The following is a 12,799-nucleotide window of genomic DNA, read 5'->3' on the forward strand; positions in this document are numbered from 1 at the left end:
CTTACGCCGCCGCCGAAACCTTGCCCGGCTTCTTCGCGCCCTGGCGGGGCAGCGAGACGCAGACGACGGTGCCGATGCCGAGCCGGGAGCGCAGCTTCATCGTGCCGCCATGCAGGCTGGTCAGCGACTTGGCGATCGCCAGCCCCAGGCCGGAGCCGTGATAGGTCTTGGTGAGCTGGCTCTCGACCTGCTCGAACGGCCGGCCGAGCCGGCGCAGCGAATGCGGCGCGATGCCGATGCCTGAATCTGCGATCATCAGCACCACCGAGTCGCGCAGCACGCGGCTGCGTACCGTGATGCGGCCGCCATCCGGCGTGAACTTCACCGCGTTGGACAACAGGTTGACGAGGATCTGCTTGATGGCGCGGCGGTCGGCGACCACCGGCGTGTCTTCCTGGATGTCGGCGGAGAGTGTCAGGTTCTTGTCGTCGGCGCGGCCCGACACCACGCGCAGCGACTCCGCCAGCGTCTGCGCCAGATCGAGCGGCTCCAGGTCGAGCTTCATGCGACCAGCCTCGATCTTCGACATGTCGAGAATGTCGTTAATGACTTCGAGCAGGTAGTGCCCGCTGGTCAGAATGTCGGTGCAGTATTCCTGGTACTTGTCGGAGCCGAGCGTGCCGAACATGCCGCTGCCCATGATTTCCGAGAAACCAATGATGGCGTTGAGCGGCGTGCGTAGCTCGTGGCTCATGTTGGCCAGAAATTTCGACTTGGTCTGGTTGGCTTCCTCGGCGCGGTTCTTCTCGTCGGAATATTTCTGCGCGAGGTCGGCGAGTTCGAGCGCCTGCTGCTCCAGCGCGGTCTGCGACTGCTTGAGGTCGATGACGGTGGCGGTCAGCCGCATCTCTTTGTCGACCAGTCGCTGCTCGTGCTCCTTGATGCGTGTGATGTCGGTGCCGACCGAGACGTAGCCGCCGTCCTTGGTGCGGCGTTCCGAGATATGCAGCCAGTTGCCGTTCTCGATCTGCGCCTCGAAGGTGCGTGCGCCCGGCGCGTGCGCGCTGCTCTCGGCCAGCCGCGAGCGCACTTCCGGCATCGAGCCCACTTCCAGCACGGTCTCGTAGGAAGTGCCGGGTGCCACCGCGGTGTCGGGCAATTTGTGCAGGCGCTGGAAGTGCGAATTGCACAGCACCAGGCGATCCTCGGCGTCCCACAGCACGAAGGCTTCGGGGATGGTCTCGATGGCGTCGCGCAGCCGCACGTCGGCTTCCACGGTGCGTTCGGCGAGGCTCTTCTGCTCGGTGATGTCGACGGCGATGCCGATCAGGTGCTGGCCGCCGTCGCCCTTGCCCTCGCTGTGGCCGAGCGTCAGCTCGCAGCGCAGCTGCAGCCAGATCCAGTGGCCGTTGGCATGCTGCATGCGGAAGGTCTGGTCGATATAGTCGAGCTTCGAGGAGATCAGCCGGTCGGCGATCGCGAACAGGTCGATGTCGTCGGATTTCACCAGCGCGTTGACCTCGCCGAACGTCAGAAGGTCGCTGCGGCTGTCGAGTCCCAGCATGGTGAACATCGACTGCGACCAGAAGATGCGGCCGCGCGACAGGTCCCAGTCCCACAGCCCGCAGCGTCCGCGGTTCAGCGCGGTGTCGATGCGGCCGCGCACGGCGTCGTTGATGGCGTCGCCTTCGCGGGCGCGGGTCGACTGCCAGTGGAACGCGAAGCCGAGGATCAGCACGACGAAGCCAGTGGTGGCCGACAGCGTGATCGACAGCGCCGATTCCGAGCGCCAGATCGCCTCGTTGTTTTCCTGGATGATGACGAGTTGCCCCGGCAGCGATTTGACGATGCGCTGGGTGGCGAGCGCATGGCTGCCGCCGGGCAGCTTGACATCGATGACGTCGGCACGCTGGCTCGCGGTGACCGACTGCGTCACGCTCAGCACGTCGAGAATACGCTGCGTGTCGCTGACCGGCACTTCGATCGGCACGCGGGCGAGAATGCTCTGGTCGGCGCCGAGCACGATGACATGGCGGCCGGACGCGATGCCCCAGGCGGGGATCAGGCCCGGCAGCAATGCCTGCAGCCGTTCGACGGCGCCCGGCCGGTCGAGGCGCACGCTGGCGCTACGTTCGAGGCGCTCACCCAGCAGGTCGGCCAACGCTGACAGATCGCGCTTCATCGCGTTCTGCTTCTGCCGGCTCTGGTCGACGACCTGCACGAAGGCGCCGAAGAAGATGGTGATGAGAAAAGCGATGATCAGGGTGGGGACGGCGCGGCGCAGCGCGGGCTCCGCAATCAGCAGCCGGTGATATGCCGGTTTCGCGATCGACTGCGCCAATCCTTTGATCGAATCGGATTGGCCGCACGCGCTCGTCGCGTGTGAACGCGCCATGCCTCTAGTCCCCTCGGAATGTATCGTCGCACATGCTCGAAAAGACTGCCCCGCCGCCTCGAATCATGAAGTGATATGAATCCACTTTGCGAGGGGTGTCGAGAGTCAACGAAACGTTAACGCGAAATAAATTCTATCCCCAAAGAAAGTTTGATCTTGCATGAGTCCGAAACAGGAACGGCGCGATTCGAAAGGCGCCATTTGCGCGCGATGATGCCGGAATCGCGTTGCGGTTTAATAGTCGCGATCACCCCGCGAACTGGTCGGCGAGCAGCAAGGCGATGCTGGAGATCAGGCCCGCGAACGGCACCCACCGCGCGCAGGTGAACGCGCCTTCCGGCACCGGATCGCCGCGAAGCTTGATCCGGATCAGCGCGGCATTGACGACGGCGAAAATCACCAGCGTCAGTCGCGACGTCAAATCGGCGAGGCCGACGAGGGGAACGGTGAGGGCCAGGATCAGGATAACGCTGACGCCGATCGCCGTGGCCAGCACGGGCGTGCGCGTGACCGGGTTGAGCTGCGTGAGAATTTTCGGAAGGTTGCCCTGGCTGGCCAGCCCGTAGAGCACCCGCCCGATCATGATCACATGAACGATCACGCCGTTCAGCGTCGCCACGACGGCGATGGCGCTCATCGTCACCAGCGGGAAGCCAGTCAGGCGTTCGAATACCAGCGCCAGCGGCGCCATTGAGCGGGCGAGCTCGGCCGGTGGCACGGCGATCACCGCAATCCAGACGATGGCGCCATAGATCAGCGCGGTCAGGCCGAGCGTCAGAAACAGCGCGCGCGGCAGGGTTCGCCCCGGCTGCTTCATCTCTTCGGCCACGTTGACCAGATGCTCGAAGCCGATGAACGCAAACACCGCGGTCAGCGAGGTGCCGGCCACGCCCGCCCAGGCTGCAGCGTCCCGTGCCGCGGGCCACATTTCGGGCAGCCGGTCGATCACTTCGGTGCCGCGCGTCATGCCGGCCATGATGATCAGGACCAGACCGCCCACCTCGATGATCGTCATCAGGCCGGCGAAGGTCACCGAGTGCACCGTGGCGAGGCAGCCCACCGCGCCCATCGCCAGCACGACGCCGGCGATGATCCAGCCCGCCGGGAGCGGCACGAAGACCGCAATATAGCCGGCACTGCCGGCGCTGATGGTGGCCGCCGATACGGTGGCCGCTGCCACGACCAGAAGCCCGACCGTCAGGCTGAGCCAGTTGCGCTGGAAGGCGGACTGCACATAGGCCGCCTCGCTGGCGCTGACCGGCATCCGCGTGCCCAGTTCGGCGAACGACGCAGCGGTGAAGGACATCATCAGGGCGGCGCCGACGAAGGCCAGCGGCGCGTGCATGCCGCTGCGCCCGGCCGCCGCGCCGACCAGGACGTAAATTCCAGCCCCGATGGTGACGCCGAGGCCGTAGAGCACCGCATGGGTCAATGTCAGGGATTGCAGCAGATGCCGCGGCTCCGACGTGGCGTCGGCAGGCTGGACGTTCATGGAAACCTCTCCGCGTACGTCGATGGCTCGGACGCGCGACGTTGCCCGGGCTCGGCTGGTAGGCTAGCAAGACTGCGCGTCCTTGATCTGATTAATGTCAACCCGGGTCGCCAGGAATGTGCTCAATATCGATATCATTCGATCAGCATGCCGGCTGACGCAGGCGAACGAGGTCATCCATGAGCCGCAGTCACGCTGAGAACCATCTCGTTTCCCGCATCGGCTGGCTGCGCGCCGCCGTGCTCGGGGCCAATGACGGCATCATCTCGACCGCGAGCCTGATCGTCGGCGTGGCGTCGGCCAACGCGGCCCAGAGCGACGTGCTGCTCACCGGAGTCGCCGGGCTGGTCGCGGGTGCGATGTCGATGGCGGCCGGTGAATATGTCTCGGTCAGTTCGCAGTCGGATACCGAGAAGGCCGACCTTGCGCGCGAGAGTCTCGAACTCTCCACCAATCCGGTGTTCGAACAGGAAGAATTGGCGCAGGTCTACGTCGCGCGCGGCGTCGACCTCGGTCTCGCCCGCGACGTCGCGAAACAATTGATGACCAAGGATGCGCTGGGCGCCCACGCGCGCGACGAACTCGGCATTTCCGAGATCAGCACGGCGCGTCCGGTCCAGGCCGCACTGGCGTCGGCCGCGACCTTCACGGTCGGCGCCGCCGCGCCACTGCTTCTGGTGCTGATCGCACCGGCCGCCTATCTGGTTCCAGCCGTCTTCGCCGGAGCGTTGCTGTTCCTGTGCCTGCTCGGCGCCATCGGCGCCAAAGCGGGAGGCGCCGGCCTGCTGCGTCCGACGCTGCGCGTCGCCTTCTGGGGCGCTTTCGCGATGGGCCTGACGGCCGCGATCGGCGCGGTGTTCGGCAAGGTCGTATAGGCCAGGCGGTGGTATCGCCACGGCGTTCTTGCCGACGCGATACCACCTGTGAAGCAAGGCTCTATTGCGTCACCACGATCTTGCCGAGATGCTGGTTGGCATCCATGCGGTCGAACGCGGCGCCGATCTCGGCGAACGGATAGACCTTGTCGATCGGCAGCTTCAGCGTGCCCGCTTCCACCGCCGGCCAGATGTCGGCGCGCACCGCGTCAAAGATATCGCGGATCTCCTGCACCGAGCGGGTGCGGAAGGTGACGCCGATATAGGAGATGCGACGCGCCGCGTGCAGGTCGAAGTTGAAATCGCCATGCGTGCCGCCGAGCCGGCCGACATTGACGATGCGGCCGAGCACCTTGGTCGCCTGCAAATTCTGGTTGGCGACCGGGCCCGAGATCTGGTCGACGATCAGATCGACGCCGTTACCATGGGTGGCCTTCAGCACCTCGTCGACCCAGCCCGCGTCCTTCGAGTCGATCGCGAGATCGGCGCCGAATTCGCGCAGCCGGCCGCGGCGCTCCGCATTGGTCGAGGAGCCGATCACCGTCTTCGCCCCCTTCAGTTTGGCGATCTGCAGCGCCATCAACCCGACGCCGGAGCTGGCGCCCTGGATCAACACCGACTGGCCGGGCTGCAGCGCGCCGTTGGTCATCAGCGCATTGTGCATCGTGGTCAGTGCGATGGGCAGGGTGGCGGCCTGTTCGAAACTCATGTTGGACGCCGCCGGAATCTTGAACAACCGGCCGTGATCCGCCAGCGTGTACTCGGCAAAGGCGGCAGCCCCCGAGCCCATCACGCGGTCTCCGACCTCGACGCCCCGGGCGTCCGGGCCGAGTTCGGCGACCTCGCCGGACCATTCCATGCCGAGCACGGTGCCGGCGCCGCCGGCGCTGCCGTGGACATGGCCGCGGGTCATGCCGAGGTCGGCGCGGTTGAGGCCATTGGCGCGGACGCGGACCAGTACTTGCGTGCCGGTGGGGGAGGGCTTGGCGACATCGGTGATCGCAGCGCCGTTGGCGCCGTAGACATAGGCTTTCATCTTCATTCTCGTTTCTGTGGTTATTCGGCGGCCTGGCGCTGCGCGCCGGACAGCATGGCTTCCAGCCGCGAGCGGATGATGGCCTCGGCATCACGGATGATGCGCGACACCAGTTCGCCGCAGGTGGGAATATCGTGGATCAGCCCCTGCACCTGGCCAGCGGACCAGATGCCGTCCTCGGCGTCGCCGGTGGCGTAGACCTGCTTGCCGCGCGAGCCGGCGACGAGGTCGCGGACCTGCTCGAAGGTGGCGCCCTGTTTTTCCAGCGCCACCACCTGCTGGCTCACCGCGTTCCTGGCGACGCGCGAGGTGTTGCGCATGGTGCGGAAGATCAGATCGGTCTCGCGCTCGTCATTGGCGACGATGCGCTCCTTCACCGCCTGGTGGATCGGGCTCTCCCTGGTGCACATGAAGCGGGTGCCCATGTTGATGCCCTCGGCCCCTAGCGCGAGCGCTGCGACGAGGCCGCGGCCATCGCCGAACCCGCCGGAGGCGATCATCGGAATCTTGATCCTGTCGGCGGCGGCCGGGATCAGGATCAGGCCCGGCGTGTCGTCCTCGCCGGGATGGCCGGCGCATTCGAAGCCGTCGATCGAGATTGCATCGACGCCCATCCGCTCGGCCGACAGCGCGTGGCGCACGCTGGTGCATTTGTGGATGACGATGACGTCGTGCTTCTTGAACTCGGTGACGTGTTCCTGCGGCTTGTTGCCGGCGGTCTCGACGATCCTGATGCCGCTCTCGATGATCGCGGCGCGATATTCCGCATAGGGCGGCGGCTTGATCGAGGGCAGGATGGTGAGGTTGACGCCAAAGGGCTTGTCGGTGAGGTCGCGGCAGCGCGCGATTTCCTTCGTCAGGTCTTCCGGCGTCGGCTGGGTCAGCGCGGTGATCATGCCGAGCGCGCCGGCATTGGCGACGGCGGCGACCAGTTCGGCGCGCCCGACCCACTGCATGCCGCCCTGCACGATCGGATGTTCGACGCCGACGAGGTCGGTAAAGCGGGTCCTGATCATGGTGTCTCCCCCAATTTTCCGGCGCCGGAGGCGCACGTTGTTCTTTGGGGAGAGGATGCCGCCGCGGCACGCGAATGTCCATCGGGAGGGCAGGCGGTGCGCCATGCGTGAATGGCGGTTGCCCTAGGCTGTCATTCCGGGATGCGGCAGACGGCGCAGCCGGATGGCGCAGGCCCGGAATCCCGAAATGTTCATCGTCTCATGTCGAGGTTCCGGGTTCGCTCGCGTTGATGCGCTCGCGCCCCGGAACGACAGTGAGAGGGGCTACGCCACTGCGGCGTGCTTCGCTTCCACGCTGTCATGCTCCAGCGCCGTCGATATATCGCGGATACTGATGACGCCGATCAGCGTGTAGTCGTCGATCACCGGGACGTGGCGGATGTGGTTGACGTTCATCAAGTGCCGGACGTGCTCGAGCGTGTCGGCGGAGCGGCAGGATATCAGCTGCTGCACCGAGATCAGGTTGGCGACCTTGAGATTGAGACCGGCCGCGCCATGCTCGGCGACCGCGCGTACCACGTCACGTTCGGAAAACATGCCGACGGCCGTATTGCCTTCGGTGCGGCAGACGTCCTTGACGACCAGCGCGCTGATATTGCCGGTGCGCAGCAATTGGGCGGCGATCGCGACCGTCTCATTCATGCGGACGGTGGCGAGGCGGGTACTCTTCGTGCGCAGAATATCTCCGACGTTCATGGCAGCCTCCCTGAGAATGAGTTGGTATGGGACCAATCTTGTCTGCTCAGGTTGGTATACGTAATGCCAGTTGTCAACGGGAATGTTGCGGAGCTTCTGCGAGGTAGGGCGGTTTAAAGGACAGGATTACTGACGTGATCACCGTGACTTAACGGGTTTGCATAGCTCGTTGGACAGTGAGTCGGCATTCCCATTATCTGGCATGCCAGAAGTGACGCTTGGACTTCCCGTGTCGTCCCCGCTTTCGCGAGGACGACACGGGAGAGTTGGGAGCGTCACTGCGAACAGCGGAATCGCGGAAGCAACCAGAGCACAAAAAAACGCCCGTTCCGGAGAACGGGCGCTTTTGCCGGTGTGTCGTGGCAGTCGTTACGCCTGCGCTCTCGCGACGACGACCTTGCGCCACGGCTTGAGCACGAACAGTGCGAGCAGCGAGGCCAGGATGTTGGCGCCGGCGGCGATCAGGAACACGTTGTCCCAGGAGTTCGACGACTGCTGCATGTAGTTCGCAACCGGCACCAGCAGCGCCGCGGTGCCCTTCGCGGTGTAGAGCAGGCCGGCATTGGTGGTGGCGAACTTCGAGCCGAAGGTGTCGGTGCAGGTCGAGGGGAACAGCGAATAGATCTCTCCCCAGGCAAAGAACACGAAGCCCGACAGCAGCACGAACCACAGCGGATCGTGGCCCCAGACGTAGAGCGCGTAAATGCCGGCACCTTCCATGCCGAAGGCGATGAACATGGTGTTCTCGCGCCCGATCTTGTCCGAGATCCAGCCGAAGAACGGCCGGGTCAGGCCGTTGAGCACGCGGTCGATGGTAGCCGCGAAGGTCACGGCCGTCATCGTGATGGCCATGATCGTCACCGAAACGTTGTCGATTTTCCAGTCAGCCGCGATCGGCTTCAGGTTGGCTGTGATCATCAAGCCGCCGGCGCCGACGATGACGAACATGAAATACATCAGCCAGAAGATCGGATGGCGGATCACTTCGGTCGGCGTGTAGTTGCGGCGGGTCTGGATGACGTTGGGATTCACCGTCACGGGCGGCGTCTGGCCGGCCTTCGGCGCATACAGGAAGAACGCGAGGATGACGATCACGATGCCCTGGCCGAGACCGAAATACAGGAACGCGGTCTGGAAGCCGGAGCCGGCGATCATCGCCTGGATCGGCGCCACGGTCAGTGCGGAGCCGGCGCCGAAGCCGGCGGCGGTGATGCCGGAGGCGAGGCCGCGCTTGTCGGGAAACCACTTCAGCGCGTTGCCGACGCAGGTGCCGTAGACGCCGCCGGCCCCGATGCCTGCGACGATCATGCCGAGATAGAAGCCGTTCAGCGTCTCGGCCTGCGCGTTGATCGCCCAGCCGATGCCGCACAGGATTCCGCCGATCAGCACGACGAGCCGCGGGCCGTATTTGTCGACGAACCAGCCCTCGATCGGGACCAGCCAGGTTTCGAACAGCACGAACAGGGTGAACGCCCACTGGATCGAGGCGCGGTCCCAGCCGAATTTTTTCTGGATGTCGGGGACGAAAAACGTCCAGCCGTATTGATAGTTCGCAATCATCACCATCGCGCCGACGCCGATGGCCAATTGTGTCCAGCGATACGCATCACTGACCCGCGCGGTCGCTGGAGTAACTCCGTGAACTGCATCCGTCATTAGTTTCTCCCGAGGCGCCATTCTGTTTTTTGTAGCGCTCTACTCCCGGCAGTTTGGTATATGATATGCCAGTGCACAAGCAGTATTTTGACGGTTTGTCGCAGTAAATTTCGCATTGCTGTGCTGCAACACAAACGACAAAGCCGGCGGTGGTGGCCGCCGGCCTGTCGCTTGTTAAGTAGCAAAGAACGGTTTGGGAAGCCTATTGCGCGGCCTGCGGCTGCGCCGGCCTCAGGCGGGCGATGCCATTCGAGATCACCGACCAGAACAGTGCAATGAGTCCCAGGATCATGATCGTGCTGACCAGCCCGTTGGAGAAGAAGATCCCGAGCGACCCCTGCGACCCCAGCAGCGACTGGCGGAACGCTTCCTCCGCCTTGTCGCCGAGCACGATCGCCAGCACCAGCGGCGCAAGCGGGTAATTGCACTTCTTCAGCGCGTAGCCGACCACGCCGAACACCAGCATCATCACCACGTCGAAGGTCGAGTTGTGCACGGAATAGGCGCCGATCGCACACAGCACGAGGATGAGCGGCGCGATAATGCTGAACGGCACCCGCAGGATGGCGGCGAACAGCGGCACGCAGGTCAGCACCACGATTAGGCCGACGAGGTTGCCGAGATACATCGAGGCGATCAGGCCCCAGACGAACTCCTTCTGTTCGACGAACAGCATGGGGCCGGGCTGCAGGCCCCAGATCAGCAACCCGCCGAGCAGCACCGCGGCGGTCGGCGAGCCGGGGACACCCAGCGACAGCATCGGCAGCAGCGCCGCGGTGCCGGCCGCGTGCGCGGCGGTTTCCGGCGCTATCACGCCTTCGATTTCGCCCTTGCCAAAGTTCTTGCCCTGCTTGGAGACGCGCTTGGCGATGCCGTAGCTCATGAACGACGCGGGCGTGGCGCCGGCCGGCGTGATGCCCATCCAGCAGCCGATCACGCAGGAACGCAACGAGGTCATCCAGTAGCGCGGCAGCGACTTCCAGGTTTTCAGCACGACGCGCAAATCGATCTTGGCCTTGCCGCCCTTGAAGTTGAGGCCTTCCTCCATCGTCAGGAAGATTTCGCCCAAGCCGAACAGGCCGATCACGGCGATCAGGAAGTCGAACCCGTTCAGCATTTCGGTGAAGCCGAAGGTCAGGCGCAACTGGCCGGTGATGGAATCGAGGCCGACGGCGGCCAGCGCAAAGCCGATCATCATCGCGGCGATGGTCTTGAACGGCGGCTCCTTACTCAAGCCTACGAAACTGCAGAAGGCCAGAAAATATACCGCGAATTTTTCCGCCGGCCCGAATTGCAGGGCGAAGCTCGCCACCAGCGGCGCGACCAGCGTGATCATGATGACGGCGAACAGCGCGCCGACGAAGGACGAGGTGAAGGCGGCGGTGAGGGCTTCGGCGGCCTTGCCCTGCTGCGCCATCGGATAGCCGTCGAAGGTGGTCGCGACCGACCACGGTTCGCCGGGGATGTTGAACAGGATCGAGGTGATTGCGCCGCCGAACAGGGCGCCCCAGTAGATACATGACAGCATGATGATGGCGGAGGTCGGCGGCATGCTGAAGGTCAGCGGCAGCAGGATCGCCACGCCGTTGGCGCCGCCGAGGCCGGGCAACACGCCGATGACCACGCCGAGCACGATGCCGAGGATCATCACTGCGATATTGAAGGGCTGCAAGGCGACGGCAAAGCCGGCAAACAGATTGGCGATTTCTTCCATGTCGAAAATTCCCCGGAATTCTTCTGACGATTGCGACGGTTACAGGCCGATCCAGTGTTCGATCGGCCCCTTCGGCAACGGCACCAGGAACCAGCGTTCGAAGATCAGATAGGTCACGATCGGCATGCCGAGCGCGATCGCGGCGATGGCGGGCCATTGATACTTGCCGAGCCAGCGCATGAACCCGGCGATGAACACCATGGAGGCGAGGTACAGGCCGCTATAGGGCAGCACCGCGACATAGATCGCGGTCGGGATCATGACGCTGAACACCTGGCGCAACTGGCCCCATTCGGCGAACAGCGCGCCGTCGTCGTCGCGGATCGTGTGCCATAGATTGACCGCGCTGGAGACGATGATGAATAGCCCGACATAGAACGGGAAGAAGCCGGCGCGCGGGCCTTCCGCACCCCAGCCAATGCCGGCCTTGATGCTGCCATAGACGACGACGGCGCCGAGCAGGCCAATCGTCAGCGTGACGCCGGACTCCACAGCCTTGTGAGAAGGGCCCGCATGGCGGGAGGGACGCGCTGTCATGAGAGCTCCTGATGGACGAGATTGGATGCGATCACAGGGCGCCCCGGGCCTGGCACTTGCAGGCCCGGGGAGATGTCCGTCGATTGTCAGCGACGCGCCGTCAGTTGCTCTGGGCGAGGAAGCCGGCTTCCTTCATCAAAGTCTCGTGGCGCTTCTCTTCCTTCTCGACCCATTCGGTGTAATCGCCGCCGGTCATGAAGGTGGTATTGAAGGCGCCGTTCTTCATCAGGTCCTGCCACTCCGGCGTGGCGCGCACCTTCTGGAACAGGTCGACGTAATAGGCGACCTGGTCCTTGGTGGCCTTGGGCGACATGAAGATGCCGCGCAGCATGACATATTCGATGTCGAGGCCCTGCGACTTGCAGGTCGGGATGTCCTTCCAGGTCTTGCCGTCGGCGACCGGTTCGGAATAATCCATCGGCTTCTCGTCGAACACGCAGAGCGGCCGCACCTTGCCGCCGCGCCACTGCGCCACCGCCTCGATCGGGTTGTTGACGGTGGCGTCAACGTGGTTGCCGACCAGCTGCACCGCGACCTCGCCGCCGCCCTTGTAGGGGATGTAGGTCAGCTTGCTGCCCACGGCCTTCTCCAGCGCGACGGTGATGATCTGGTCTTCCTGCTTGGAGCCGGTGCCGCCCATCTTGATGGTGCCTGCCGGCGCGGCCTTCACCGCGGCGACGAATTCCTTGACGTCCTTGTAGGGCTTTTCGGCATTGACCCAGAGCACGAACTCGTCGAGTGCCAGCATCGCGACCGGGGTAAGATCCTTCCAGTTGAAGGGAATGCCGGTGGCCAGCGGCGTCGTGAACAGGTTCGACAGCGTGATGATGATCTTGTGCGGGTTGTTGTTGGCGGTCTTGACGTCGAGGAAGCCTTCGCCGCCGGCGCCGCCGGACTTGTTTATCACCACCAGCGGCTGCTTCATCAGATTATGCTTGGTGACGATGCCCTGAATGGTGCGAGCCATCTGGTCGGCGCCGCCGCCGGTGCCGGCCGGGATGATGAATTCCACCGGGCGCATCGGCTCCCAGGCCGCTTGGGCCGGGGTGATCAGGGCCGCGACACATGTCGCCACCGCGCCAACTGCTAGACAAGAGGCATAAAGCTTCATGTTTCTCTCCCATTCGTTTTGATCGCGTCGATCGTGCGTCGACTTTCAATCGGTGTGACCGAGCGGCGGCATTCCTTCAAAGGTTCGGATGGTCGCCAGAGGGCGCCACACGTCTGCGTGGCGCGGGGCCGGCGAGCCGACAAGCTGGTTGTTTGGCCGATCGGCGAAAATGTGAGGGCGGGTGCATGCATCATGGCAATTGCGGCCTCGGCCCTGTCAGGGCGGTCGGCCATTCTCCTCCCCGGCATGCTTTCTATCTAAGCGCGAAGCATTACCTTTCGGCCAGTTTGGTATGCGATATGCCACCCTGCAAGAGATTACCCGGTGCCAA

General features: G+C 64.3%; 10 protein-coding genes. 1 reads left to right on the forward strand and 9 read right to left on the reverse strand.

Going from position 1 to position 12,799, the window contains the following annotated elements; translation table 11 throughout:
* Window position 1: 1 nt before the first annotated feature.
* Together FIU28_RS11210 and FIU28_RS11215 are read right to left on the reverse strand one after the other, a co-directional pair.
* Window positions 2-2,335, reverse strand: coding sequence for a PAS domain-containing sensor histidine kinase (locus FIU28_RS11210; RefSeq protein WP_143573044.1), 2,334 nt, complete (start codon window positions 2,333-2,335; stop codon window positions 2-4).
* A 247-nt stretch (window positions 2,336-2,582) separates the two neighbouring features.
* Window positions 2,583-3,827, reverse strand: coding sequence for an APC family permease (locus FIU28_RS11215; RefSeq protein WP_143573045.1), 1,245 nt, complete (start codon window positions 3,825-3,827; stop codon window positions 2,583-2,585).
* Between the two features lie 179 nt (window positions 3,828-4,006).
* Between FIU28_RS11215 and FIU28_RS11220 the strand changes: the two genes are divergently transcribed.
* Entirely contained in the window at window positions 4,007-4,702 is a 696-nt protein-coding gene (locus FIU28_RS11220; RefSeq protein WP_143573046.1) for a VIT1/CCC1 transporter family protein, read from the forward strand.
* A 61-nt stretch (window positions 4,703-4,763) separates the two neighbouring features.
* On the opposite strand, the gene FIU28_RS11225 is transcribed toward FIU28_RS11220, so the two are convergent.
* The 7 genes from FIU28_RS11225 to FIU28_RS11255 form a co-directional block, all read right to left on the reverse strand.
* Window positions 4,764-5,738: a zinc-binding dehydrogenase gene (locus FIU28_RS11225; protein WP_143576145.1), complete on the reverse strand. Its 975-nt coding sequence runs from the start codon at window positions 5,736-5,738 to the stop codon at window positions 4,764-4,766.
* A 20-nt stretch (window positions 5,739-5,758) separates the two neighbouring features.
* Window positions 5,759-6,754, reverse strand: a complete 996-nt coding sequence (locus FIU28_RS11230; RefSeq protein WP_143573047.1) for an NAD(P)H-dependent flavin oxidoreductase — start codon at window positions 6,752-6,754, stop codon at window positions 5,759-5,761.
* Between the two features lie 264 nt (window positions 6,755-7,018).
* Entirely contained in the window at window positions 7,019-7,450 is a 432-nt protein-coding gene (locus tag FIU28_RS11235; RefSeq protein WP_143573048.1) for a CBS domain-containing protein, read from the reverse strand.
* 369 nt (window positions 7,451-7,819) lie between these two features.
* A complete protein-coding gene (gene oxlT / locus FIU28_RS11240; protein WP_143573049.1) occupies window positions 7,820-9,106 on the reverse strand; it encodes an oxalate/formate MFS antiporter in 1,287 nt (428 codons plus the stop codon).
* A gap of 202 nt (window positions 9,107-9,308) precedes the next feature.
* Entirely contained in the window at window positions 9,309-10,820 is a 1,512-nt protein-coding gene (locus FIU28_RS11245; RefSeq protein ID WP_143573050.1) for a tripartite tricarboxylate transporter permease, read from the reverse strand.
* 39 nt (window positions 10,821-10,859) lie between these two features.
* Complete coding sequence (locus FIU28_RS11250) at window positions 10,860-11,357, reverse strand: tripartite tricarboxylate transporter TctB family protein (RefSeq protein WP_143573051.1); 498 nt, start codon at window positions 11,355-11,357, stop codon at window positions 10,860-10,862.
* Window positions 11,358-11,457: 100 nt separating this feature from the next.
* Window positions 11,458-12,468, reverse strand: coding sequence for a Bug family tripartite tricarboxylate transporter substrate binding protein (locus tag FIU28_RS11255; RefSeq protein WP_143573052.1), 1,011 nt, complete (start codon window positions 12,466-12,468; stop codon window positions 11,458-11,460).
* Window positions 12,469-12,799 lie beyond the last annotated feature (331 nt).

Origin of the sequence: Tardiphaga sp. vice154 (assembly GCF_007018645.1) — a bacterium.
GTDB lineage: Bacteria > Pseudomonadota > Alphaproteobacteria > Rhizobiales > Xanthobacteraceae > Tardiphaga.